Annotated in this window: 16 protein-coding genes; 14 read left to right on the top strand and 2 right to left on the bottom strand. The window is 59.1% G+C overall.

Going from position 1 to position 26,933, the window contains the following annotated elements; all coding sequences use genetic code 11:
- Window positions 1–59: 59 nt before the first annotated feature.
- The gene (locus tag FYJ44_RS14045; protein ID WP_154513229.1) at window positions 60–2,279 is read right to left on the bottom strand and encodes an autotransporter outer membrane beta-barrel domain-containing protein; all 2,220 of its coding nucleotides are present in this window, start codon (window positions 2,277–2,279) and stop codon (window positions 60–62) included.
- 411 nt (window positions 2,280–2,690) lie between these two features.
- Here FYJ44_RS14045 and FYJ44_RS14040 point away from each other — a divergent pair, with 411 nt between their 5' ends.
- The 7 genes from FYJ44_RS14040 (at window position 2,691) to FYJ44_RS14010 (ending at window position 15,899) form a co-directional block, all read left to right on the top strand.
- A complete protein-coding gene (locus tag FYJ44_RS14040) occupies window positions 2,691–4,466 on the top strand; it encodes a type I secretion system permease/ATPase (protein WP_154513227.1) in 1,776 nt (591 codons plus the stop codon).
- On the top strand, window positions 4,459–5,844 hold the full coding sequence (locus FYJ44_RS14035; RefSeq protein ID WP_154513225.1) for an HlyD family type I secretion periplasmic adaptor subunit: 1,386 nt from the start codon (window positions 4,459–4,461) through the stop codon (window positions 5,842–5,844). Before FYJ44_RS14040 ends, FYJ44_RS14035 begins: the two co-directional genes overlap by 8 nt.
- A gap of 53 nt (window positions 5,845–5,897) precedes the next feature.
- Window positions 5,898–6,869: an META domain-containing protein gene (locus tag FYJ44_RS14030; protein ID WP_154513223.1), complete on the top strand. Its 972-nt coding sequence runs from the start codon at window positions 5,898–5,900 to the stop codon at window positions 6,867–6,869.
- Window positions 6,870–6,915: 46 nt separating this feature from the next.
- Complete coding sequence (locus tag FYJ44_RS14025; protein WP_195841040.1) at window positions 6,916–8,256, top strand: TolC family protein; 1,341 nt, start codon at window positions 6,916–6,918, stop codon at window positions 8,254–8,256.
- A 20-nt stretch (window positions 8,257–8,276) separates the two neighbouring features.
- Window positions 8,277–10,739 (top strand): glycosyltransferase, encoded by a 2,463-nt coding sequence (locus FYJ44_RS14020; RefSeq protein WP_154513219.1) that lies wholly within the window; start codon window positions 8,277–8,279, stop codon window positions 10,737–10,739.
- A 165-nt stretch (window positions 10,740–10,904) separates the two neighbouring features.
- Window positions 10,905–13,400: a glycosyltransferase gene (locus tag FYJ44_RS14015; protein WP_154513217.1), complete on the top strand. Its 2,496-nt coding sequence runs from the start codon at window positions 10,905–10,907 to the stop codon at window positions 13,398–13,400.
- Window positions 13,401–13,541: 141 nt separating this feature from the next.
- The gene (locus FYJ44_RS14010; protein ID WP_154513215.1) at window positions 13,542–15,899 is read left to right on the top strand and encodes a glycosyltransferase; all 2,358 of its coding nucleotides are present in this window, start codon (window positions 13,542–13,544) and stop codon (window positions 15,897–15,899) included.
- A 59-nt stretch (window positions 15,900–15,958) separates the two neighbouring features.
- Here FYJ44_RS14010 and FYJ44_RS14505 read toward each other — a convergent pair whose 3' ends face one another.
- Complete coding sequence (locus FYJ44_RS14505) at window positions 15,959–17,110, bottom strand: hypothetical protein (RefSeq protein WP_229772732.1); 1,152 nt, start codon at window positions 17,108–17,110, stop codon at window positions 15,959–15,961.
- Here FYJ44_RS14505 and FYJ44_RS14975 point away from each other — a divergent pair.
- The 7 genes from FYJ44_RS14975 (at window position 17,048) to FYJ44_RS13975 (ending at window position 26,903) form a co-directional block, all read left to right on the top strand.
- Entirely contained in the window at window positions 17,048–18,865 is a 1,818-nt protein-coding gene (locus tag FYJ44_RS14975) for a rhamnan synthesis F family protein (RefSeq protein ID WP_326833693.1), read from the top strand. The genes FYJ44_RS14505 and FYJ44_RS14975 overlap by 63 nt on opposite strands.
- 34 nt (window positions 18,866–18,899) lie before the next feature.
- Window positions 18,900–19,718 carry an ABC transporter permease gene (locus FYJ44_RS14000; RefSeq protein ID WP_154513211.1) on the top strand — a complete coding sequence of 273 codons (819 nt, stop codon included), beginning with the start codon at window positions 18,900–18,902 and terminating at the stop codon, window positions 19,716–19,718.
- Window positions 19,708–21,063 (top strand): ABC transporter ATP-binding protein, encoded by a 1,356-nt coding sequence (locus FYJ44_RS13995; protein WP_154513209.1) that lies wholly within the window; start codon window positions 19,708–19,710, stop codon window positions 21,061–21,063. The genes FYJ44_RS14000 and FYJ44_RS13995 overlap by 11 nt, the downstream gene beginning before the upstream one ends.
- An 8-nt stretch (window positions 21,064–21,071) precedes the next feature.
- A complete protein-coding gene (locus tag FYJ44_RS13990) occupies window positions 21,072–21,986 on the top strand; it encodes a class I SAM-dependent methyltransferase (protein WP_154513207.1) in 915 nt (304 codons plus the stop codon).
- A gap of 34 nt (window positions 21,987–22,020) precedes the next feature.
- Window positions 22,021–22,575, top strand: a complete 555-nt coding sequence (rfbC, locus tag FYJ44_RS13985; RefSeq protein WP_154513205.1) for a dTDP-4-dehydrorhamnose 3,5-epimerase — start codon at window positions 22,021–22,023, stop codon at window positions 22,573–22,575.
- Between the two features lie 755 nt (window positions 22,576–23,330).
- Window positions 23,331–25,865: a beta strand repeat-containing protein gene (locus FYJ44_RS13980; protein WP_154513203.1), complete on the top strand. Its 2,535-nt coding sequence runs from the start codon at window positions 23,331–23,333 to the stop codon at window positions 25,863–25,865.
- A 111-nt stretch (window positions 25,866–25,976) separates the two neighbouring features.
- Window positions 25,977–26,903: a glycosyltransferase family 2 protein gene (locus tag FYJ44_RS13975; protein WP_154513201.1), complete on the top strand. Its 927-nt coding sequence runs from the start codon at window positions 25,977–25,979 to the stop codon at window positions 26,901–26,903.
- The last annotated feature ends 30 nt before the right edge of the window (window positions 26,904–26,933 follow it).

The following is a 26,933-nucleotide window of genomic DNA, read 5'->3' as shown; positions in this document are numbered from 1 at the left end:
CGCCCGTCTCCCTTTCCGCTCCCCACGGAAGAGGGGAGCGGAAGGGAAGGTATCAGGGTTTAGGCGAAGTTGCCCGCGTCAAACGCGGCATCCGTGGTGACGGTGCCCACCAGTTCGACGGTGGGCGATGTCGCGTCGCCGGTGACATAGTACATGTTGTAGGTGGCGGCTGCGCCGGCAGAATCGGCCGTGACCATAACCACGGCCTTTTTGCCAGCATCAATGATCACTTCGCCATTGGCCGCCGTGCCACTAGTCACAACCTTGTCGGCGGTCAGCACGCCGCCGGCCACATTGTACAGCACGCCGATGTTGTTTGTTCCGGCATTGCCGATATCAAGGTCGTTGGCAGATCCATCCACCTTGGTCGCCATATTCACCTTAGTAGTAAAGGTAGATATATCCAAAACATCCTTGCCGGCGCCGGCTTCAAAGCCGGTGATGGTGTCATGGCCGTTGTCGGCCAGATTGGCAGCGAACTTGACCGTATCCTTGCCGGTGGAGCCCAGCTGGATGGTATCATCCCCCTTGCCGCCCGTGATGGTGCTTGTGTCAGCGCCGGTGGTGATGATGGTGTCATTGCCAGCGCCGCCGGTGAGGGAGGCAGTGCCGTTGCCGCCCTTCAGCGTCACGGCCGCGGTGGAGGTCGAGGCATCCACAGTAACATTGCCCGTTATCTGGGAGCCGTCAATGGTCGTGGCAACATCCGCTTTCAAGCCGTTAACGCTCAGGGCGGTGACCGTGCTACCGGCTGTCAGGGTGCTGGCATTGTCGGAGGTCGCCATGGCGTTGATAGTCACGGTGCCGGTATTGTCAAACGTGGCTTTTTCCACATTGTTCAGAGCGGTCAGAGTAACATTATTCGTCAACACCTTGTCGACGGTCAGCGTGTCAATGCCCGCGCCGCCGTCAATGGTTCCGCCGGCGATGGTCACGGTGGACTTGACATTGAACACGTCGTTCCCTTCGCCGCCCTCCAGCGAGTTGGCAGCACCGAGGTCGCCGGTAATGTTGAACGTGTCGTCGCCCTCCTTGCCGTCAATAGTCGTGACAGTGCCCAGCGTGGTGCTGTTCACGTCATTGAAGGTATCCGCAAAGAAGGTGCCGTCAAGGGTGCCGGTGGTGTAGTCCGCCGGGCCATAGGTCTTGCCGGTGACGGAATCACGGATGACGCTGTCGAGCCTGAAGTCGGTGTTCGCAATGGAGGTCTTCACGCCGTTCACGCTGTCAAGCGTCATGGAGCCCATGACCGTGCCCTTGTCAGTGGTGCCGTCCGTGCTCATCTGAACGATGGTATAGACGTTCTGCCCTTCGCTGTTGACGGCCTGCAGGAAAGCCACGGCCTTGTCGCCATTGGCGCCGGTCAGGCTGAGGCTGCCGTCTTTCACCAGAGCATCGACCTCGGCCTGGGTATAGATGCCGGATTCGGCCTTGGGCCCGGTGAGCGTCGCCACGATGGCGGAGTTGTTCACGAGCCCGGCCGGGGCGCCGGCATTGAGCGGCTTTGTGGAATCCAGATACGCGGCCAGGTTGATCATGTCCTCGCCGCTCCTGAAGCCCACCACCGTGTCGTTGCCGAAATTGCCGCGCAATTCGATGATGTCCATCCGTCCGGCATTGGGACCAAGCACCACAAGGTCGTCGGCGCTCTGCAGCGTGCCGGTCTCAGCGGTGAAGTAGTCGTCATAATTGGAGTTGACCACCAGATTGTCGATCCCCGTCGTAAGCGCCCTGGTGACGGCGCCGTGCTGGGCATCCTGAATGGTGAGGCCCTCACCCCGGCCATAGCTCAGGTAGTGCATCACCGGGTTCAGGCCGGCGTCCCTGAAGGCCTGCACCAGCATGTCCATGGTGTAGCTCGGGTCGGTCTTCTGCATTTGCGCCAGCTTGGCGTCCATGTAAGCCGAGGTGTCAAAGCTGGCGCTGGGGTCAACACCCTCGGCCATGCCGTACCGCAGATAGTGATCCCACGCGCTCAGCCCGGCCTGGCGGAAGGTCTCCTGCACAAAGGAAACCTCCGCGCCGGTCACGGTGTTGACAGCCTTGCCGAAATAGGTGGCCGCCTTGGCCTGCATGTAGTAGCCGGCGTCAAAATACGCGCTGGGGCTCACGTTCTCGGCATTGCCGAAATCCTGAAAGTGCCGGTACAGACCGTCGGCGTCCACGCCGTATCCGGCGCCCGTGAACGCGGCGGTCAGCGTGAGGTCGTTGTAACCTTCAAGCCATGCGAGTTTGTTGTTGAAATAAACTTTGGGATCAAACCATACGGGCGCTGCCATAGCGTTTCTCCAATAATTAATATTCCAGACAAACAGCCCGAACTGTTCCGGGCCATGCCTTCCCCTGCTTGACAACTCGGAATCTCAAAGCATGACTGCCATCAAGACGCCATTATGACAACCCATTTGAATCCGTCAGGGAGAATCTGTCAATTTTTTTCGAAAAATCCAGGCCCGCGGGATGACGCGGGATGATAAAGGCGCGAGCCGTTCGCCATGAGGCGGCGCCTCATTTTTCGTCAGGGCCGGCGCGTCCGGGTCTGGACAAAGCCCGTCCCCGGAATTATAGTTGGCGTTGTATCGAAAACCGCACAGGGCGTCCGCGCGCCCTGTGGCGCCCGCCGGTTATGGAGAGCATCCCTTCCCTATGCCCCTTTTCCGTGCCTGGCGACCAAGGAAGGTGCTGCCCCAATGCAGAAGTTTCTGAACTCGTGCCGGTATTTTTTCGGATATGCCTTTTTTTTCAGCATGTTCGTCAATGTTCTGCAACTGACCTTCTCCATTTATATGTTGCAGGTCTACGACAAGGTGCTGACCAGTTACAATCTCTCCACCCTGACGGTCATCACCGTCGCCGCCGTCATCGCCCTGGTGGTCATGGCCCTGCTGGAGTGGATACGCTCCCGCCTGCTGGTGCGCGCCGGCATTGAATTTGACCACATGCTGAGCCGCGACGTGCTGAAGCTGAACCTTCAGGGCGCGGGCGCGCCGTCGGGCGGGCCTTCCGCACAGAGCGGCAGTCTGCGCGATGTGCAGATCCTGCGCAACTTTCTGGGCGGCAACGCGGTCTTCGCCTTTTTTGACGCGCCCTGGATGCCCATCTACTTCGCCCTGATCTTCATTCTGCATCCCTCCCTGGGCTGGGTGGCCGTGGGGGGCGGCCTGCTGGTGCTGGTGCTGGGCCTGCTCACCGAGCGGCTCACCCGCAGGCGCCTGGAGGCGGCGACCCATCTGAACGCACAGTCCTTCAACCTGACGGGCGCGGCCATGCGCAACGCCAGCATCGTGCGCTCCATGGGCATGATCGGCAATGTCACGGCGCGCTGGGGCAAGGTCAACGACCTCATCATCCGCCTGCAGACGCGGGCCAGCAGGAGCGCCGGCCTGATCCACGCGATCAGCAAGTCCCTGCGGGTGGGGCTGCAGGTGCTCATCTACGCCGTGGGCGCGTATCTGACGGTCATGCACGAATCCACGGCCGGGGTCATGATCGCCGCCTCCATCGTCATGGGGCGGGCCCTGGCGCCCATTGACCAGGCCATGGCCACCTACAAGCAGTCCCTGGAAGCCAGAGGGGCCTATCAACGGCTGAAGGCCCTGCTGGAGGCCCCGCCCGCCCAGCCGGCCATGGATCTGCCCGACCCGGCGGGCGAACTGACGGCGGAGAATCTCTATTTTGCCGTTGGGGAGCGGCCCATCATCAAGGGAATTTCCTTCCGCATGCCCGCCGGCCAGTCTCTGGCCATCATCGGGCCCAGCGCGGCGGGCAAGTCCACCCTCTGCAAGCTGCTGCTGAACATCTGGCAGCCCACCAGCGGCAAGGTGCGCATTGACCGCGCGGACATGGCCTCCTGGGATTCGGAGAAGCTCGGTCCCTTTCTCGGCTATCTGCCGCAGGATGTGGAGCTTTTTTCCGGCAGCGTGGCTGAAAACATCGCCCGCCTGGGCGAGGTGGATTCCGCCGGGGTCATCAGGGCCGCCCGTCTGGCGGGCGTGCATGAAATGATCCTGGCCCTGCCCAAGGGCTACGACACCCAGATCGGCGATCAGGGCGCGGCCCTTTCCGGCGGGCAGCGGCAGCGCATCGGTCTGGCGCGCGCCCTCTACGGCGACCCGCGCGTCATTGTGCTGGACGAGCCGAACTCCAATCTGGATGAAGAGGGCGAAGCCTCGCTGGCGCAGGCCGTGCTGAACCTCAAGCGCCAGCAGGCGACCCTGATCCTGGTGACGCACAAGGCCAGCATCCTCTCCATTGTCGACAACATCATGATGGTGCAGGACGGCCAGATCGCCCTCTGCGGGCCGCGTCAGGAAGTGCTGGCCAAACTGGCGGAAATTCAGAAGCAGCGGCAGGAGGAGGCGGCCAGGGCCCGCCTGCTGCGGGAAGCCCTGGAACGTCGCCAGGCCGCGTCCCCGGAAAAAACGGACGAGCCGCAGAGCGACGGAGAGGAGCCCTCCCATGCGTAAGCAGCTGAGCCAGGCCCTGGCCGTCATCGACGCCAAGGTCATCAAGCCCATTGTCAGCGCCACGGAAAAACGCCAGGCCAGCATGGGCGAAAACGTGGAAGACCCGCGCCGCATCATCCGCCAGGGTATTCTGGTGGTGGCCCTCTTTTTCGGGGCGCTGGGGCTCTGGTCGGTTTTCGGCCACATCAGCGGGGCCGTGGTGGCGCCGGGCAAGATCAAGATTGAAACCGAGCGCAAGACGGTGCAGCACCTGGAAGGCGGCATTGTGGAGGCCATCCTGGTGCGCGAGGGCGAAGAGGTGCAGGCGGGCCAGCCGCTCATCATCCTTGAGTCGGTGCAGATCGACGCCAACGCCAGCATGCTGCAAAAGCAGCTTGTGGCGCTGTCGGCCGCCCAGATCCGCCTTGCCGCCGAAAAAGACCTCAGGGACGCGCTTCAGTGGCCCGAGGACCTGCGCCGCCTGGCGGAGAACAGCCACAGCGCCGACGTGCTGGACAATGAGGAAAGAATCTTCACCGCCCGGCGTGACGCGCTCAACGCCCAGATTTCTCTGCTGAACACCCAGCTGGCCCAGCTGGACGCCCAGGTGGCCGGATTTGACGATCAGGTGAAGGCCGAACAGGCCATCATCGGCACCCTCAATGAGGAGTTGCGGGCCAAACGCCAGCTCTACAAGGAACGCTATCTGGAAAAATCGCAGATTCTGGAGCTGGAGCGCACCCTGGCCAGCCATCAGGGTAACCGGGGCCGCCTGAAACAGTCCATCGCCGAGGCAAAGCAGCGGGCCGCCGAACTCAACCTGCGCATCGAGGATGTGAAAGTCCGCTTTGTGGAAGAGGCCACCAGCGCCCTCGGCAAGCTGGAAAACGATATCATTCAGACCCGTGAGCGCATCCGCCCGCTGAAGGACGCCAAAAAACGCCTGCAGATCGTGGCCCCGGTCAGCGGCAAGGTGGTGGATCTCAAAGTGCATTCCAAGGGCGGGGTCGTGCGGCCGGGCGAACCGCTCATGGACATCGTGCCCCACGACAACCCCCTGATCGTGGAAAGCCATGTGCCGGTCAACAAGATCACGGAAGTTTACATCGGGCAGGACGCACTGGTGCAGCTCGACGCTTTTGACACGCGCCTGGTTCCCCATATGCCGGGCAAGGTCACCTATATCTCGGCCGACCGCCTGGAAGAACGCACCGGCGCGGGCGTGATGCCCTATTACCTGTGCTACGTGGAAATTGATCCCAAAGCTCTGACCGACGCCCAGCTTTATCTGTCGCCCGGCATGCCGGCCACGGTTTTCATCACCACCAAACAGCGCACGGTCCTTTATTATATGATGGAACCGCTGATCAAGAACTGGGACCGGGCTCTGAGGGAATGAGCATGCGCCGGTTTCTTCCCTTTATCCTCCTGTGTGCGGCGGCGGTTATCCCCATGGCATTGCCGGCCGCCGTCGCCGCCTTTTCCGCGCATGCCCCGCTGCCGGCGGCCAGCCTTTATGTCGGCGGCGAACGCACGGAGGGCGGCGAGCGCCGGGTGGAACTGTACCTGCTGGACGGCAATTTCTTCGTCCTGCGCCAGATCTCCGTCCCCCGGGGCGGAGAGGCCGTCACGCGGGACATGACCGGCCACTGGCGGCAAATGGAGGACGGCTCCCTGCTGCGCCTGAGCAACCGCCACGGGCTGTCGCTCCGGCTGAACATCGGCGGCGGAGGCAATCTGTACGGCGATTTTTTCCCGGCTCCCGGCGGATCGGTCCAAAGTTTCGTCCTGAAAAAGAGTCCCTTCCGCATACAGTCTTTCTGCCTCATGGGCAGGCTGGACCGCGCCGGGGGCCGGGCGGCGCTGACCGACAGCGCCACGGGGCGGATATTCACGCCTCTCGCCGGAGAGGCGCTGGCCGCCTTGCCCGGAGAGGATCCGCTTTTTGTGGACGTCGAGGTTCTGCCGGCGAAAAACGGGCTGCGCGTCCAGCGCGTCCGGAGTTTCTCCAGCCGTTTTCCGTCGCAGGCCCAGGCCGCGCCTTCCGCCGGGGATTTTTCCGCCGCGGTGAGCGGCACGGTCTGGCTGCTGCCGTCTCTGCCCGGTCTGCCGGCGGCCTCCTGCGTGTTCAACGGCGACGGAAAAGGAAACGGCGCTCTGGAAGTGACGGGGCCGGGTCTGCATCTGTCGGCGGACTATGCCCTGCGGGGAACAAGCCTGACATTTTCCGTCGGAGAGGCGGACGCCGGGATGCTGCGCGCCTGCGGGGCGGAAGCTCTGGCGCGGATGCTGGCGTCCGTGCGCTCCTGGTCGCTGGAAGGCGGCGCGCTGGTGCTGAACGCCGCCGACGGACAAAGTTTTCTGCTGGAAAAAGCCGCGCCGCGCGGTCCCATGTTCAGCCGGGCATCCAGCCGGACGCGCTGACGGGCCTGCCATGCCGTCGCAACTGACACATATGAAAGGACACGCCATGAGCACACGCCGTCGTTTCTTCCTCCTTTGCCTTCTGCCGCTGCTGGCCTGTCTCGGGCGGCCCCAGCCGCTTTTCGCGGCCCCGAAGGCCGACGGGACCTTCACCATGGAGCGGGCCGTGGCCCAGGCCATGCAGGCCAATCCCGGAGTGGAGGCCAAACTGCTGATGATGGAACAGGCCAAAATGAACGTGGGCGTGGCCCAGAGCTACTTCTGGCCGCGCGTCTCCCTGGTGGCCGGAACCAGCCGCGTGGAAAACTATGAAGAAGTGCAGACCTACAACAGCGACAACCTCACCAGCAGCAACTGGAATAAGGGCCTGCGGGCGTCGCTCTCCCTGTTCGCCGGTTTCGCCCACCTGAACAATCTGCAGAAATCCCGCATCGCCGTGGAGGTGGAAAAAGCCCGCCACCAACAGGCCCGTCTGGAGCTGGGCAGCAATGTGCAGTTGCAGTTTCTGCAGTTGCTCAAATGCCGTGAGGACCTCAAAAGCGCGCAGGAGGCCGTGGCCCGCATCGAAACCCAGCTCAAGGCCGCCGAGGCTTTCGTCAAGGTGGGCATGGCCCCCTACGTCAATGTGCTGCAGAACCAGACCGAGCTTTCCCGTGCCCAGCAGCAGGTCATCCGGGTGAACAACGACATCCGCAACGCGGAAGTGCAGCTCAACAAGTACCTGGGCTTTTCTCCCAACCGTCCCGTGAATTATGTGGGCAATCTCAAGGATTTTCCCGGCACCGTGGGCTACACGGAGGAAGAGGCCGTCAAAGCGGCGGTGCGGCAGCGTCCGGACCTGATCATGGCCCGGAAGTCCGTGGAAGTGGCCTACAAGGACATGAACATCGCCATGGGCCAGTATCTGCCCAAGGTGGACGCCAGCTATGACAGCATGAGTTCCAGCAAGGACTACGACGACAAACGCTATGAAGGCTACACCCGCAACTACTGGGCGGCGGGGTTGAATTTTTCCTGGGAAATCTTCTCCGGCGGCGGCACGACCTTTTCCACCCTGGCCGAACGCAAGCGGGCCCAGGCGCTGCAAAAGGACTATGAAGACGCCATGTCCGGCGCGCGCGCCGACGTGATCCGCGCGCTGCTGGACATCACGGCCGCCAGGGAACTTATCGCCACGTCCCGCAAGGGCGTGGACGCGGCGCGAGAGAGCTACGCCATGGCCAACAAACGCTATATGACCAATACCGGCACTATCACGGAACTGCTGGACGCCCAGCTCAAGCTGACCCAGGCCGAGAATGACGCCAGCCGGGCCCTGGCCGAATACCACAGCGCGCGCGTCCGCTTCTTTTACTATATCGGGCGCGAAAATCCGGGGCTGAAGTAGGACGGATTCAGGGCGACCATATGGCGGAAAATACGCTGTTCAAAAAATTGCGGAAGGCCTTTTCCTTCCGCGAGGACAATCACGCGCGTCTGGGACTTTTTCTCCGGCGCGGGCATCTTCCTGCGCGTCTGGCCAATTTCGCTTTCAATGCGGCCTGCAAGGCGGCCAGGGACGTGCGGCGCGTCACCCGGCGGCAGGAGCGCGCCCCCGCACGGACGGGCGTCTGCGCGTTTATCGCGGAGCTCAGCATTCCCCAGTGCCGACACTACCGCGTTTCCGAACGGGCGGCGCAATTGCGCCATCTGGGCTGGACCGTGCGGCTGTGCCCTTGGGAAACGCTTGAAGCCGCCATGCAGGCCCTGCAACTGGCGTCCTTTGTTCTTTTTTACCGAACGCCCATGGTCGGGCATATGCCGGCCCTGTATGCCGAGGCACGGCGACTCGGCATCCCCATCCTGTATGACATTGACGATCTCATTTTCGACAGGGAGGGCCTGGCCGCGTATATGACCCGGCTGAACCTGAGCGCCGAGCGCGCCGCCGCAATGCTGGAAAAGGCGGACAGTTACCGGCGGGCCATGGAAGAAGCGGACATGCTGCTGGCCAGCACTCCGGCTCTTGCCAGACACGCCACCGCCGTGGGCCGCCCCTGCTTTGTGGCGCACAACTCCGTTGCGGATGACCTGGCCCACCTGGCGCGGACGCTCCCGGCAAAAAAAGCAGATGGGGAGGTTGTCCGCATCTTCTACGGCAGCGGTTCCGATACGCACGACGCCGACTTCGCCCTCATCGCCGACGCGTTGGCAGAGGCCATGGCAAAAGATACGCGGCTGCATCTGCACATACACGGGCATCTGGAGCTGCCGGAGACGCTGTCCGCCTTTTGCGGCCGCATCCACCGGGCCCCCTTTCTCGACGGGAATCTTTATTACCGCGTCATTGCCGACTACGACATCGCGCTGATGCCGCTCGCGCGGGATACTTTCAACGAAGCCAAAAGCAACATCAAATATCAGGAAGCCTCTCTGTTCGGGATTCCCTCCATCGCCTCGCCGACCGCCGAGTTTCTGGACGCCATCACTGACGGCGTGGACGGTTTCCTCGCTTCCGGCGCCGAGGATTGGCGCGACAGAATTCTTTTGCTGGCGTCGGATCCGGGCCTGCGGACCGACATGGCGAAAAGGGCACAGCAGAATGTTTTGAAACGCTATGCCAATACCGTCATTGCCGATACCGAACTGCGCCCGGTTCTTCCCCAAATGGCGCCGGTCGACGGGCAACGCCTCCTGCTCGTCTCGACCTCTTTCGGCAAGGGCTGCACTGACGGCGGGGCCATGGTCGTGACGGACACTGCCCAAGCCTTAACGCATCAAGGTTTTGAAGTTTTTGTCTTCAGCTTGGCCCGCACGGATGCCGCTCCGCACGGCGCTGTCGTGCGACATGACTGGCGGGGCATCAAGATCATGGCCGCCAACCTCCGTCCTGGAGGCCTGAACCAGGAAAACCCGGAGACGGACCAGCTTTTCCGTCAGGTTCTGGAGGCGGTGCAGCCTGACCTGGTCCACTTTCACAGCATTGAAGGCCTGGGACCCGGTCTGCCGCAGGAATGCATCAGATCCGGCATCGCCTATGTCATCACCATGCACGATGCATGGTGGGTCTGCCCCCGTCGGTTCATGCTGGATCCTGCTGGAAATTACTGCGCCCAGAGCGTGGTTGATCCTGAAACATGCCGGTCGCGTTGCGGCCTTGACGAGGCGGCCGTCTGGCGACGCCGGACCCGTATGCTGGAGGCCGTGGCCGTGGCCGGAGCTGTTTTTACCCCTTCGGATTTCTATAACGCCTTCGTGCGCCGCAATTTTCCCCGGAACAGCGCTGTGCTGACCAACCGCAACGGCATCCGCCCGCCGGAAGCGCCCCGGACCGCAAGAGCCGCGGGTCCGTTACGGCTCGGCTACCTCGGCGGCAAGGCGCGCTGGAAAGGCTATTACTTTCTGGCCGAGGCTCTGCGCGGCCTAGGACGAGACGACTTTGAACTGCTGCTGGTGGATTTGGACCCTCTCTCCGGCACAAGCGGCATGGCCGACCCCGACGACCACGCCTTGTGGCGCGGTCTGCCCGTGCGCATCCTGCCTTTCACGGAACATGCGGCAGCGGATGGCCTGTACGCGCAAATGGACGTGCTGCTTTTTCCCTCTCTGGGAGACGAAAGCTTTGGCCTGCCCGTACGGGAGGCCATGGCGCGTGATATTTTCGTGCTGTCTTCCGATTGTGGAGGCCCCCGTGAAGCTCTTGTGGATGGCGAAAATGGCCTGCTCTTTCCCAAGGGCGACGCAGAGTCCTTCAGAATGCAGTTGCGCCGCATTCTCGACGACCAGGCAAGGTTCAAAAACTATCGCACCGCCAACGCCGGAGACGTACGCGGCATTATGTCTCAGAGCGCGGAACTGGCCGTCGCTTACGGAAAAATAACACGCAGTTGATTACCTCCCGGCACATCTGTGCTGTGAGGGACTGATCAGGGTTTTCTGCCCAACCATGTTTCCGGAAACAGATTGCCCCGTAATCTGTGGAACCATGCAGCAACAGCCAGAGAACCGCACCGGGCGCAAAAACGTGCCCGAAGCGGATGATTGCAGGACGAACACATGGCGGAAAACACGCTACGCGAAAAATTGCGGAACGCCTTTTCCTTTCGCGAGGACAATCACGCGCGTCTGGGGCTTTTTCTCCGGCGTGGGCATCTCCCGGCGCGGCTGGCCAATTTCGCTTTCAACGCGGTCTGCAAGACGGCCCGGGACGTGCGGCGCGTCACCCGGCGGCAGGAGCCCGCCTCCGCACGGACGGGCGTCTGCGCGCTTATCGCGGAACTCAGCCTTCCCCAGTGCCTGCATTACCGGGTCAGGGAAAGGGCGGCGCAATTGGAACATCTTGGCTGGAAGGTGCGCACATGTGACTGGCTGGACTACGAATCCGCCATACTGGCCTTGCAGTTGGCGGACTGCGCGCTTTTCTACCGGGTGTCCATGATCCGGCACGTGCCCGCCCTGTACGCCGAGGCCCGGCGTCTTGGACTGTCCATTCTGTATGATATCGACGACCTTATTTTCCTGGAGGAAGATCTGGCCGCGCATCTGGCTCCCATGCGACTGCCGCCGGAGCTCGCCGCGCGCATGCTGGAGTTCGCCCCCAAAATCCGTGAAGCCATGGAGGCGGCGGATGTGCTGCTTGTCAGCACGCTCGGGCTCAAAAAACGTGTTGACAGCAGGGTTCAGCCGGAGACGGCCCGCAGTGGCGATGGCCCTGGACGGAAATGTTTTGTGGTGCACAATTCCATCGCGGACGAACTGGCCGCCATGGCTCGGGAGCTTCCGGCCAGAACCGGAAGCGGCAATGAAATCCGCATGTTTTACGGCAGCGGCTCCGACACGCACGGAGCCGACTTCATGCTTATCGCCGACGCGTTGCGTCAGGCCATGGAAAAAGACGCCCGGCTGCACCTGCACCTGCACGGTCCTCTTGAGCTGCCTCCCGGCTTTGAAAGCTGCGCCGGGCGCGTGCACTGCGTCCCCTTTCTGGACAAGGATATCTATTACCGGATCATGGCGGACTATGACATCGCCCTCATGCCGCTGGTTCAGGACGTGTTCAATGACGGCAAGAGCGATATAAAATACCAGGAAGCATCCCTGTTCGGCATACCTTCCATCGCCTCGCCCTCGGCCGAATTTCTCGCCAGCATCACTGACGGGGTGGACGGCCTGATCGCCGCCGCCCCGGAAGAATGGCGGGACAAAATTCTCCAATTGGCTTCCAGCCCGGCTTTACGCGCGGCCATGGGGCAAAGGGCCCGCAGCAATGTTCTTGCCCGCTATGCCCGCTCGGCTATCGCCGAACGGGAGCTGGCTCCCGTCTTGCCCCCGCAGAAAAAAACGACCGGCAAACGCCTTCTGCTGGTCAATGCCGTTTTCGGCCACGACGCCGCTGACGGAGCGGCAGCAGTCGTGGAAAACACGGCCATGGAGCTATGCGGGCAGGGTTTTGAAGTCTTCGTCTTCAGCGCGGATCTGGCGGACGGCATGCCGCAAGGACGCCTCGCGCGGCGGAAGCAGCACGGCGTCACGGTCATCAGCGCCGCTGTGCGGCCGGACTTCGCGGCGTATGACAATGAAGAAGTGGAAGGACTTTTTCACCAGGTTCTGTGGGCCGTGCAGCCGGATCTGGTTCATTTCCACTGCATCCAGGGCATGGGCGATCTTGCCGGAGAATGCCTCCGTTCAGGCGTGCCTTACGTCGTCACCATGCATCACAGCTGGTGGGTTTGCCCCCGCCCTTTCATGCTGGACGCCTCGGGAAACTATTGCGCCCGGCAGACCGTGGACCTCGAGGTTTGCCGCCGCCGCTGCGGGCTGGCGGATGAAAAGGGCTACCGCAGACGGATCCGCATGGAGGAAACTGTGGGCCGGGCGCGGGCCGTTTTTACTCCGTCCGATTTCCAGGCGGCTGTTGTCCGTCGGCATTTCCCCCGCTGCAGCGTTGTGCGGACCAACCGCAACGGCATTCTCCTTCCGCGCGCCTCCCGCCCCTCCAGGCCGGAGGGGCCGTTGCGTTTAGGCTACATCGGCGGCAAAGCCCACCACAGGGGCTATTTCTTCCTGGCCAAAGCCCTGCGTGGCCTGCAACGCGACGACTTTGAACTGATATTTGCCGATCCGGGGCCTGCCCGAGAGGAAGGCGGCATGACCGGCGCTGAAGACGAAGCCCTGTGGGAAGGCCTGCGGAGGCGCATTCTGCCTCTTACGCGGCGTCAGGACATGGACGGCCTGTACGCGCACATGGACGTGCTGCTTTTTCCGTCTCTGACAGCCGAAAGTTTCGGCCTGCCAATTCGCGAAGCCTTGGCGCGCGACGTTTTTGTGCTGTCCTCCGACTGCGGCGGCCCGCGCGAAGCCATTATCCATGGAGAAAACGGCCTGCTTTTCCCCCTGGGGGACCTGGAGAGCTTCAGAGAGCATCTGCGCGACATTCTTCAAAATCAGAACAGGTTCAAAAACTACCGTACCGCCAATTACGGAGATATGCGCGGCATTGAGGACCAGGCAAAAGAACTGGCCGCCGCCTATGAGGAAATCCTGCGGCAGTAACGTCCTTCAGAGAAATGAGGCGAAGCGCGGCGCGGGCGCATCTCGCCGTACTTTTGTTTATTCCGGTTGTTCCGCAACGCACGGGCCACTCTACGCCGTGTGGAATATTTGGGAGCGAACTCGATTCTTACGAGGTTTGGCATGTCGACGGGTTATAAAATAAAAGCCTTTCTGGGTTCAAAACTACGTAAATTTTTGACAGCCGTCTGTCTTCTCCCGTCATCATTTGCGTACTATAAAAATTTTTCGGCTATGTATGCCCATATAAAAGTCGGGAAATGTTTTTTCCTGGATCAGATAAAAAATTATCACCAGATAGTTTCAAAAATGAAGCTATGGATATTCCCATTTAAATACATCGCATTGCCAATGTTTATATTTGCGCTTTCTCTATATCAAAATAAAAGCATTGTTATTTCCATGCGGCAAATTGCGCAAAACATAAAAAAATATGGATGGCGCGGGCTCATTTCACTGGATCATATCACTGGCTTTTCACAACAATATTCCCTTGAATTCCAAGAAATCCTGAATGCATGGAACAAGGACCACCCGCGCATCTGTGCATTCGATCAAAATCTTACTGTGGTAATCCCTGTTTTTAATGGGATCGAGCACCTGAGAAGATTGCTGCCGCAAATTATTGAGCGCAGTCCACAGCAAACACAATTTATTTTTATAGATGATGTCAGTACTGACGATAAAGTAATACCATTTATATCAGATGCAATAAAAAAATATAAGACATGCAAACTTATATCAAACAAGAAAAACCTTGGGTTTGTAAAAACCGTTAATAAAGGAATGGCAATGGTGGAAACACCATTCGCCATCATTGCCAATACCGATATTTTAGTTCCTGAGGACTGGGTTCCCAGGATCATGCATCCTTTCGTCTCAGATCGCAAAATCGCCTCCGCGACCCCTTTCTCAAATTCGGCCGCCCTGTTCAGCTTTCCCAAACCCGGCCAGGATAACGCCCTGATTCCTCCGTTCACCCTGGATGAAGTGGATACGGCATTTCAGGGCGTCAAGGCGGATAGCGCGCCGGAGTGCCGGACGCATTCGGGCGTGGGATTTTGCATGGCCATAGATATGGCCTGCTGGCGCGAAATCGGCCCGTTTGACGAAGATACTTTCGGCAGAGGCTATGGCGAAGAAACAGACTGGTGCATGCGGGCCGATTCCAGGGGATGGGCAAACGTGCTTGTTCCCAATCTGTTTGTGCAGCATGTCCATGGCGGCAGTTTTATGGCCGCCGAAAAAAAACGTTTATGCCAGGAGCACATGCAGATTGTCAGGAAGCGCTGGCCCAAACAGATCGCCGACATGCGCCGGCATGTAGCCACGGATCCGTGGAAATCGTACAGGACGCTGGCGGCCCTGCTCCTTTCCCAGGGCGGAAAGGGCTGCCTGCTGCTGATTGACTGGCAAGGCGAAGGCGTTGGCGCGCGCGCATACAGGGATTTTCAATTAGGCCGCTTCAAGGATGAAGGCTGGCGTGTGCTTTTATTGACATATAACAATGCCGCAACGACATTTTGCCTGGAACTCAGCTTCATCAATATAGATACTAATATTTCTATTGAATTGGATAAAATCGAAACACTATTCCATATAATAAAAATAAATCATGTATTTATCAACAATCTTGCCTTTTACCCGCAGCCTGAAGAATTCATGGCACGCCTGATAAGGTTGAGAAAAAATTATCAATTTTACCTTGAATATGTCTTTCATGATTTTCTCTCCATCTGTCCCTCAATATTTTTGTTGAATAAAGAGGGATATTGCGCGGGCGGTTCAGTCGAATCCTGCACTAACTGCGTTTCCAATCAGAAGATTTTAATGAGAACCGACATGCAGGCATGGAGAGCCGCCTGGCGAGGCCTGTTTGCGGCATGCGACGGCATTCGCTGTTTTTCAGAGTCCACGCTGGATATCGCCGGTAAATTTTTTGATATTTCCGCCAAAACCAGAGTATGCGAGCATGCCCCCCTGCAGCCGGCTCTTGTGGGCAAATGGCAGCCGCCCCTTCCGGGGGATCAACTCCATCCTGTTGCATTTATAGGGAATTTCGATTTCTGCAAGGGAAATTCCATTATTCTGGAACTTGCCGACAAAATAAAAAATGAGCGCCTCCCCCTGCGTCTGATCGTCATTGGGCGCAATGAAAGCCGATACGCGCATGACGCCATAACCTTTCATGGTAAATACGACAGGAAGGATCTGCCCGAAATTCTTTCAAAGTATGGGGTGGAAGCGGCGCTCTTTCCCTCCATCTGGCCCGAAACATTCAGCTATGTCGTACAGGAAATCATGCTGATGGGCCTTCCTTTTGTCTGCTTTGATCTTGGCGCGCCTGCGGAACGCGTCAGAAAGAGTGCATATAAGGATTCCGTGATCGCTCATGATGTTTCATCTGACAGTATGATGAACGCATTGGACGCGTTATTCTCCCGGAAATACGGTATTCATATTTTACAAAAATCCTCATAGGCGAGATTATTTCTATGCTGCACAGATATATTGCCGCGCTGCTGCTGCTTCCATCCTCATTATATGTCTACCGTTCGCCGCGCGCATGGTTTGGAGCCCTTGCCAAGGGGCCATACGTCTTTTTTTCGCAGATTATCAGACAGGCGCCCAGCCGCGTTCGCCGGACAAATTTTTGCAACGCCATTTTCGTCTACTGGCCCATGAAGACCGGCATTGATCTTGCCAGAAGCGGAAGCCTGAAAAGCACCGCAAAAAAATGCCTGAAAGTGCTGACCGCCAGAAATCAGGAGAGCGCCGCGCCTGCCGGCGAGCCCCGCAAATCCAGGGTCTCCTTTATCCCCATGGAGCATATCCGGAACATGCTGCATGATGCTGACATCAAGATCGTCAGCTTCGATATTTTTGATACCTTGCTTGTACGTCCCGTGTTGCACCCCAAAGACATTTTTTATCTTCTGGCCGCTAAAATGAATGCCGCCTACGGTGTGGACTTCATCAAACTGCGCTGGGACGCCGAAGCGCGGTTGGGCAAGGAAAATGCCAATATTTACGAAATTTATGCCGACGTGCGGCGGCGATTCAAGCTGCTTCCCCAAACGGCAACAGCACTTCTCGAAGAGGAAATCCGCTGCGAAACCACGCTGCTCACCCCTCGACCGGAAGTCAAAGCCCTTTATGAAGAGGCCGTAAAACTGGGCAAGCGGGTTATCGCCACATCGGATATGTATCTGCCGGGAACCATACTGGATGGGATTCTGAAAAAAAACGGCATGGCTATGGATGCCATATATGTTTCCTGCGATCAGCAAGCGCGGAAGAGCAGCGGAGCGCTCTATGACATCATTATTTCTTCTGAAAAGGCACATCCATCTGAAATATTGCATATTGGCGACAATTATAAATCTGATTTTGAGAACGCCATTGCCAAAAAAATTACCGCCGTTCACTACCCTTCCATCCAAGAAGAGATATTTGGCTGCCGCGACGTTGACGCAGGCCCTCTGCTCAAAGCCGGAGAAGATGATCCCGCCTGGAGAATGCTGCTGGCCTTCAGTCTGAACAGTTTTATTTCCCAAAGTCTCGCTCCCGGCGCATCCGTTCTGGATGCTCACAATCTGCGGCACTTCACGGCTCTGACCATCGCGCCCATGCTGACCGGCTATGCGCTCGCCCTTGCGGCGGACAAAGATATTCAGGCCAAATACAAGCAAATCAATTTCGCATCACGCGACGGCTACCTGCCACATGCCATATACGGCATCATACAGCGGCATCTGGGCGGCCTGCCCGGCAGATATTGCCACGCTGGACGTCGGGCCTATTATCCCTTTCTCTATGCCTCCTTTTATGACTACGCCAAATCCCGGCGGCATGGCGGCGATATGGGTTATACCCTGTATGATTTTCTGAAAGCCCATTTTACCGGATCCGCACTTCTGGCGCATCTGGACGAAAAACTGACTGAAGTTGAAAAAAACACTCTGTTTTTTGAGGAAAAAGAAAAGTCTCTGTCTGTCATCACACGCTTTCAAAGTGATATTGAACTGTTCCTGCGCGATAAGCGCGCGCGGATACAAAAATATTACAACCAGACATTGTCCAGGGAAGAAGAACGCCACCTTATCTTTGACCTGGGTTATTCCGGTTCCATAAGCCGGGCGCTTTCCGCTGTCGTCGGCAAGCCCGTGGACAAGCTGTATTTTTGGGAAGATCCCGAAAACAGGTCGGCGGACAAGCAATGCGGCACCAGCACGCGCGTGTTCGCGGAAAGCGCCGGTAGGGATGCGGCCAGCAGGCTTGTTTTTGAGGAACTGTTCTCCCCATGCGAAGGCGGTGTGGTGGACTTTGATGAGAAAGGGCAGCCCGTGTTTGAAACCCTTGCCGCAAGCGAGGCCATGGAAGCGGACCTCGCCGCCGTGCATACCGCATGCCGTGACTTTGCCGAGGCCTTTTGCGCGCAGTTCGGCGAATATGCGAAATATGTCACGCTGACTCACGGAGAGCCGCCTCTTGACATCTGCCACGTCCTTCTGAATGAAACGCCATTTTGCAATCAGCGGCTGTTCAGAAACATTCTGTTCCCTGATCCGGTGTACCATAACGAAACCCATTCTCTGGAAAAAAAACTGGAGCGATTTCTGCCGCAAAAAACGGTTTTCTCCGGAACCGGCTTTGACACGCCCCACACTGCGCGCACCTACAAGGCTCCTCTGACCGGCAGTTTCAAACTCGGCATCCATCTGCATCTGCACAACATCCTTCTTGTTGATGAAGTTGTGCGTTATCTTCAGGAATTCCCCGCGGATTTTGATCTTTATGTTACCATAACCGACGCCGCATATACACAGACCGTGGCGCGCCTCCTGAACCGCGCTCTGATTCCCGGGGCAAAAAACGTCGTCACGCTGCCGGGTCAGAACCGGGGCAGGGATGTGGCTCCGTGGATACTGGGCATGCGGCCGTATCAGGCCGGCTATGACCTTTTTTGCCACATCCATGCCAAAGAATCGTCCTATCTGGATTTTGGCGAAGAATGGCGCGCCTACCTTTTTGACAATTTGATTCACGGCGACGCGGTCAGGGAAATTATCGGCATTTTCCATGCGGATCCGCAGATGGGATGTCTTTTCCCGCCTGTCTTCGACAAGCTGCATTCCTTCATGACCACACGGAACATCCCCCTTTCGGGGCTGACGAATGAGATGGATCAGGCCCGTCGCCTGCTGCGCCGCATGGGTCTGCGGGATGAAATCTGCCGTTCGGAGATCTTCTTCCCCGTGGGTAACATGCTCTGGTACCGGCCGCATGCCCTGCGACAACTGTTTACTTTTGACCTCGCTCTCGAAGAGTTCGCGGCCGAGCCTATTGGCGTTGAAGGAACACTCGCGCACGCCCTTGAAAGGCTGCCCGCCCTCATTGCCGCGCGCAACGGCTATCAGGCGGGAACCTTTGCCAGAACGGCCTGACCCGCTTCACTGACCCTCAACTCAGGTGCATTTTATGCTTTTATTCAACATCTTCGCCGCGCCGCGTCTGCTGTGCCGCCACAAGGGGCTCTTCAGGCAGATGCTGCAAAGGAACATCAGCGCCCGTTACCGGGGGTCTGTGCTGGGGCTCGTCTGGAGCTTCGCCCATCCTTTGATGATGCTGGCGGTCTATACCTTTGTCTTCGGCATTGTTTTCAAGGCGCGCTGGGGAGTGGAAACCCTGGACGAGAACCGGGCCGCCTTTCCCCTGATCATGTTCTGCGGCCTGGCGGTCTTCAATCTCTTTTCCGAAAGCGTCAACAGCAGCGGCAGTCTCATTGTAAACCACACCGGTTTCGTCAAAAAGGTCATTTTCCCCCTGGAACTGCTGCCCCTGTGTACGGTGGCCACAGCCTTTTTCTTCGGGGCGGCCTGGTTCAGCCTGCTTTTGCTGGGGGCCTGCGTTTTCCTGCAATCCCTGTCATGGACCATGTGCCTTCTGCCCCTGACCCTGTTGCCCCTGCTGCTGTTCACCGCAGGAGTGTCCTTCATCATCGCCGCCTTTGGGGTCTACCTGCGGGATGTTCCCCAGCTTGTGGGCGTGGTGACGCAGATTCTTTTTTTCATGACCCCTATTTTCTATCCCGTGTCGCTGGTGCCCGAGCGCCTGCGCTGGCTGCTGTATCTGAACCCGTTGACGCCCATGGTGGAAGAAACCCGCAAATTGTTTCTGTACGGGCAGGAGCCTGACTATATGGTCTGCCTGTGGCTGTTTCTCTTTTCCCTGGCCGTGTTTCAGATCGGCTTTGTCTGCTTCAGCAAAATGAAGAAGGGGTTTGCGGATGTGCTCTGACGCCGGGGCCGTCATCAACGTCGACGGCATTTCCAAGTTCTTCGAAATATACTCCAAGCCTTCGCACCGCCTCTGGCAGATGGCATTCAGGGGCAGGCGCTGCTTTTACGAGCCGTTCTGGGCTCTGCGGGATGTTTCCTTCGACGTGCGGCGCGGGGAATGCGTGGGGATTATCGGCCGCAACGGCGCGGGCAAAAGCACGCTGCTTCAGGTCATCACCGGCACGCTCGCTCCTTCGTCGGGCAACGTCGACGTGAAGGGCCGGGTGGCCGCCCTGCTGGAGCTGGGCAGCGGCTTCAACCCCGAATTCACAGGCCGCGAGAACGTCTATCTGAATGCCTCCATCCTCGGCCTGACGCGGGAGGAGATCGACGCCCGTTTTGATGATATCGCGGCCTTCGCGGACATCGGCGACTTCATCGAGCAGCCGGTCAAGAGCTATTCCAGCGGCATGGTGGTGCGCCTGGCATTCGCCGTAGTGGCCCATGTGGACGCGGACGTGCTGATCATTGACGAGGCCCTTTCCGTGGGCGACGCCTTTTTCACGCAGAAATGCATGCGCTTCCTGCGCCGCTTCATTGCCGAGCGTACCGCGCTTTTCGTCAGTCATGACACCGCCGCCGTGAACAGTCTGTGCAGCAGGGCCATCCTCATGGAAAACGGGAGGATAAAACAGATAGGGAGCCCCAAGGAAGTGACGGAAACCTATCTGAAAGACATGTACGAAGCCCATCAGGGTTCCAGCGCCCCCACTGACGAAGCAGCCGGAGCGGAGGTCGCCGGGGACACAGAAAGCGCCGCAGCACCCGAGGAATTCCGCGACATGCGCGCGGACTTCATCAATGCCAGCAACCTGCGCAACGATATTCAGGTCTTCGCTTTCAACGAAAACAGCGAGGCTTTCGGCAAAAAAGGAGCCACCATCGTGGACGCGGTTCTTCTTGACGCTGAAAACCATCCGCTGAACTGGATCGTGGGCGGCGAGCCCGTGTCGTTGCGGATCACGGTACAGGCCCACAAGGATATTTTCGGCCCCATCGTCGGCTTTTTTTGCAACAACCGCCTGGGCCAACAGATCTTCGGGGACAATACCTTTCTGGTGTACAGGGATAAACCCGTGTTTCTGCGCGCGGGGCAGAAGCTTAGTGCAAGCTTTTCCTTTACCATGCCCATTCTTGAAGTGGGGGATTACAGCTTTTCCGTCGCCGTGGCCGAGGGAACGCAAGAGGAGCACGTTCAGCACGACTGGAAGCACGACGCCCTGCTTTTGCGGTCAACGACCACCAGCTGCCATACGGGTATGGTGGGCATTCCCATGAAGCAGATCAGTCTCAACGTCATTTAGGAGCCAATATGGAATTCACGGGAGAACGCTTTGTCCCTTCATGCCAGGGAGAAATCGCGGCCGAGCATTATCACCGCTATTTCTTCGCTGCGGGTCTTGTTTCCGGCAAGCACGTCCTGGACATAGCCTCCGGGGAAGGCTACGGCACGCACATTCTGGCGCAATCCGCCGCACGCGCCGCCGGAGTGGATATTTCCCCGGAAGCTGTCGCCAGCGCCACAAAAAATTACGCCGGAGAAAACATCTCGTTCCTGGAAGGCAGCGCCGTCGCCATTCCTCTGCCCGATGCCAGCGTGGATGTGGTGGTCAGCTTTGAAACCTTGGAGCATTTGCACGAACAGGAAAAAATGCTTCAGGAAATCAGTCGCGTTCTGCGGGATGACGGCCTTCTGATCATGTCCACTCCTAACAGGCCGGTTTTCAGCAGTCGCGGCGTCGACCAGTTCCATGTAAAAGAGCTGTGCCGTGAGGAGTTTACAACCTTGCTGACAAACCAGTTCGCCCATGTTTCCCTGCTGGGGCAGAGGGTTATGTACGGTTCCCTGTTGAGCGGCACGGGCGGCGAGCCCTTTCTGCTGCGTCAATGCGGCGAAGACGCCGGTATGGAACATCTGCCTTTTATGGAACAGGCCATGTATTTCATCGCCCTGGCCAGCAATGGGCCCCTGCCGTCCACAGGCAGTTCTTTTTTCGATTACCCCCTGGAAAAAAGCGATCCGGCGGCGCGGTTGCGGGAGAGCCTCGCGGATCTGCAAGGACGCCATGACGCCCTGCGGAGTGCCCACGACGCGGCGCAAGCGCGCCTTGAGGCCATGGAAGCGGCCTATGCCTCCATCCTCGCCTCGCGGTCTTGGCGTGTCATGGCGCCGTTGCGCCGCCTGGGAAGTCTTCTCCGGGGAGACAGGAAGAAGGGCAGGAATTGAACTTCGCGGAACGGGGACAAGAGGGGAAACCGCCATGGAAATCGAACGCACAGGCATTGACGGCGTCATCATCGTAAAGCCGCAGGTGCACGGCGACGCGCGCGGCTTTTTTGTGGAAACCTGGCAGCAGGAGCGCTATGCCGCCGTGGGCATTGACCTGCCCTTTGTACAGGACAATCATTCCCGTTCCGCCAGAGGCATTCTGCGGGGCATGCACTTTCAGCGCAAGCATCCGCAGGGCAAGCTTGTTTACGTTTCCCTGGGGACGATCTTTGACGTGGTCGTGGATATTCGGCCCCAATCGCCCACCTTCGGGCAGTGGACCGGCGTAACACTGGACGCGGCGCAACAGCATCAGCTCTGGGTTCCCCCCGGCATGGCGCACGGCTTCCTCGCTCTGAGCGACGCGGTGCACCTGCATTATAAGTGCACGGACTTTTACCGCCCCGAGGATGAAGGCTCCCTGCGCTGGGATGATCCTGATATCGCCATCGCCTGGCCGTGCGCCGATCCCGTGCTCTCCGGCAAGGACGCCGCCGCGCCCCTGTGGGGTGAGGTCAAGCGTTCCCTCGTTGCACAGGGGCGCTGACAGCCCGGCTGTAAAAGAAAAGGATATGCCTCCTTATTGGCCTGACCGGAGGACGGGCGCGCGCCGGGCATGACCGGCCATGACGGCGGCCGCCGCCGCTATCCCGGTGCATTGCCGCCGTTTCGTGGTCGACGGCATGGCCGCCCCGACGTGCGGAAGCATTCTTGGGGCGCTGCCGGATAGGTTGTATTCAGGGCGCAGCCGCCCTCTTGTCGTCACGGGGACTGACGCTCCTCCATCCATTCCTTGACTGCTCCGTCTGAGCCGCTTCCTGACGCCCCGCAGGAGCGCCGCAGCATCCGTAAAGCCGACGCCGCGCTTCTCTTCCTGCCGCGTGTGTTCCGGCGCCTTCTTTCCTCCACACGACGCCCCTTGCGTCGGCCCGCCTGCGCCGCCGCCGGTTGACGCCGCTCTTTCCTCCATCCCTTCCCTCGTCTTTTCCCATTTCCGCGATAGTTCAGCCAATAAAGTGTACCCTATTGGAACACTTATGAAAAGTAACGTCAAACAATTCAAATCATAACAATTTGAAATAATTTGATTTAAATTGTTTTTGTTGGCGATAACGCTTTTGCGAAAAGCGACCGCATGGTGCCCAATTTTATGAAGGAAGGGACCTCTCTATCGGGAGGATTGGGCCCATCCTGTTTGGGTTGGCTCATCATTTCGTTCAGGCCGGGCCTGACGGATGCATAGGATGGGCGCTGTAATTCACGCGGCTGGGCCGCATATTCTTTATTCCTCCGGAGGAATGCATGGCTATCGAAGCATGGTTTGATTACGACGTTTATATGTTCAACAAATTGACCCAGATGAAAGCCACTGATCCCAGTGGCAACTGGACCATGGACAAGCTGGTGCAAACCTTTGCCGATGCCGGTTTTCTGGGTGCGGAAGGCGCGCAGCAGCATTTCCTGCAGTACGGCGCCAATGAAGATGTGGCTCCTAACCGCTTTTTCAACGCTACCGAATACTACGAAGCCAAAGCGGCGCAGTATTATGGGAAATCCCCTTCGGATGTGACCGATCTGGAAGTGGCGAACATGAAGGTGGCCATCCACGATGCAGGCATGAACGCCTGGACCCACTATCAGATGTACGGCACCAGCGAAGGCGTGAACCCCTCCAATGCGTTCGACACCTCCGCTTACATGGAAGCCAAGCTGGCCGCCATGCAGGCCGCCGAGCCCGACAAGGGCTGGACCATGGATATGCTGAACGACGCCTTTCAGGCTGCCGGCCTTTCCGCGCTGGAGCACTTCGCCCTCTACGGCGGCAAGGGCGCGGGCGAAGTGGCCGAAACCTATGACGGCGTCACCATTCCCACCGCCTACCTTGTGCCCGAAGACCAGAAGGTAAACCCCGTTGTCACCGGTGAGACCTACACGCTGACCACAGACCCCAATGTCCTCACCGGCACCATCGGCAACGATCTCTTTGACGCTCCATTGGGAGACGGCTCTCAGGAGACGCTGAATAGCGGCGACATGCTTGACGGCGGCGCCGGGGTCGACACCCTTAATGCCGTCCTTAATAACGGTGGCGTGAGCGCCCCGGCTCCGATACTGTCCAACATTGAGAATGTGGTTCTGCGCTCTATCAAAGACCTCAGCGCGGTTGACCTCAGCGCTTCCAGCGGTATTCAGTCCGTTACCGTTCATGACAGTAACGGTTCGGTTGTTGTTAACGGGCTGGGTGCTGTCGACAACCTGATCATTAAGAACCAGACTGCCAAAGTCAGTTACGATGGCAGCACCGCTGAGGCCCTCAATCTGACTCTGGTCGCAATGGGCGCGGCTGACAATTCTACAGTTGTGGACTTGGGCACTACCACTGCTGCCAAGGCTACCACCCTGAATGCCACCCTGAACAACGCCAACGCCAAGATTGATTCTACGAACGCTGACGTGTTCTCGACCGTGACCATCGCCGCCACCGGCACCAACACGCTGACGCTGGCGGACTCCGCCTCGACTATCACGGACCTCACCATTACCGGCAGCGGTTCCGTGGACCTGAGTGGGGCTGCGCTGACTGGCGCGCTGACCACGATTGACGCTTCCGCCAATACCGGCGGCGTTAACTTGAAAGTGGCTTCCACTACCATTCCAGCGGAGGGCGCCACCATCACAGGCGGTTCCGGCAACGACGAACTGGCCTTCACTGCAGCGCCCACTGCTAAAGTCACCACAGACCTGGGCGCAGGCGATGATACGCTCGTGATGACCGGCGCTTTGGGCGGACTTGTTACGGGCAGCACCTTCAACGGCGGCGACGGCACTGACACCCTGATCTTCGACGGCGTTACCGGAGTGAACGCCAAAGTCGGTTCGATGTTCAGCGGCTTTGAGACTCTGGTGCTTCAGGGCACGTCCTCTTACGAGATGGGCTCGATTGCCGGCATCAGCAATTATGTGGTGGGCGACGCCTCTGGTGCTACCGCGGCCACGTTCACCAATGTGAGCAGCGGCACCTCCATTCTGGTCGCGGCGCATGATGCCACTCAGGATACCGTGAGTGCCACTCTGGCGAACGGTGCTTCTGCCCCGGCGCTTTCTCTGGTGCTGGACAATCAGTCGGATACTGCCGCCACGGGCGCGGATGTCAAGGTAGAGACAAACGCTTATACTCTGAATCTGACCTCCGGCGGCAATCTTGATGAACTCGCTCTCAACAAGGTTACCTTGTCTGGAGACTCCCTCAGCAATGTGGCCAAAATCTCCGTCACCGGGGACAGCGACTTCAGCCTCACCGCCGGCATAGCGACGAAGCTGGACTATATCGACGCTTCCGCCATGGCTGCGGACGTGACGGTTGATGCCTCTGCTGCGACGACAGTAGGCGGCATGACCATCATCACGGGCAGCGGTAATGACGTGATTAAAGCTGCCACAACTGGCGGCACCATCACTGGCGGCGCGGGCGCTGACAAAATGACCGCTGGCGCGGGCGATGACATCTTTGTTCAGGGCAAGACCGATTCCGGCATTACCTTGGCCACGGCTGACAGCATTGATCAATTTGTTACGACAAAGGATGCTATCAAAACCGGAACCGCTGGCAGTGCGGATAATTATAATGAAAACGCTTCGACTGTTGCAGATTTCGCTGCGGCCTTGGAGGCTGCGAATGCTGCGATGGATGGCACCGTTATCTACTCCTTCCAGTCTGATGGTACAGATGGCTATCTCTTCTGGGATACGGATGGCGACGGTAATGCCGACCAAGCTATCACGCTTCTGGGACTCACGAGTGATGCTGGATTCGCATTTGGCGATATCATCGCCTAACCCCCACAGATTCAACTCCTAACACAAGGCCCCGCCCTATCGGGGGCGGGGCCTTCTCTTTCCCTCATTCCGCATCCGCCGTCACGCGGCGTCCCTTCCGGGAGATCCGTCATGTCCGCTCCCGTCGTCACGGTCATCGTGCCCAGCTACAATTACGCCCGCTACCTGCCCGGCGCGTTGCGCGGCGTTCTGGGGCAGAGCGTGGCAGACATCGAAATTCTGCTGGTGGAGGACGGCTCCACGGACCAGTCCCTGGCCGTGGCCCGGGCCTTTGCCGCGCGCGACCCCAGGCTGCGCGTGCTGACTCATGCGGACGGCAAAAACCACGGCCTGCCCGCCGGTCTGGCCCTGGGCCTGGCCGAGGCGCGGGGCCGCTGGACGGCTTTTCTGGAAGCCGACGACCTCTGGCATCCCCACTGTCTGGAGCGCCGCCTGGAGGCTGCGGAACAAGTCACGGCACAGGGCGGCGCGGGCGTGGTCTGCAACGACATCGCCCCCTTCGCCATGCCCGGAGCCGACACGGCCTGGTTTGAGGGCTATGTGCCGCGCGTCATGCGCTGGCACGCCCGGCATGAGCGGACCGTGTGCGACGTGCGGCCCTTTTTGCTGGAAAACAAGATCCCCACCTTTTCCTGCGCCATGGCCCGCACGGACCTCTTGCGCCGGATTTCTCTGCAAACGCCCGTGCCGCGCTGGCTGGACTGGTGGGTCTGGGCGCAGCTCGCCGCGCGCGTGCCCTTTGCCTTTGCGCCGGAAAAGCTGACCCGCTGGCGGCTGCACCCCAAAAGCTGGCATCACAAGGTGGAGGTCTTCAGCTATCTGGAGGACTTCCGGCGCATGGGACGCGGCTTCCGCCGCCTGTTCGCCCGCGATCTGGCCCGGCAAAGGCAATGGGGCGCTCTGGCCTTTTTGTGGCTGCCCGCCACGCTGCGCCTGGCCGGGCGCATGGCCCTGGTGGCGCGCGAGGACGGCCTTGCGCGCGCCCTGCGCCGCATTTCAGGCAGGGTGGACGCCGTGCGCTCCATCCGCAAGCTGTAGAGCGATTTCAAAGGTAAAACCACGCTTTTC

It is taken from the genome of Desulfovibrio porci, from assembly GCF_009696265.1.
GTDB classification, from domain to species: Bacteria; Desulfobacterota; Desulfovibrionia; order Desulfovibrionales; family Desulfovibrionaceae; genus Desulfovibrio; species Desulfovibrio porci.
Note: the sequence above shows the minus strand (reverse complement) of the source record. Positions and strands in the feature narration are given on the sequence as shown.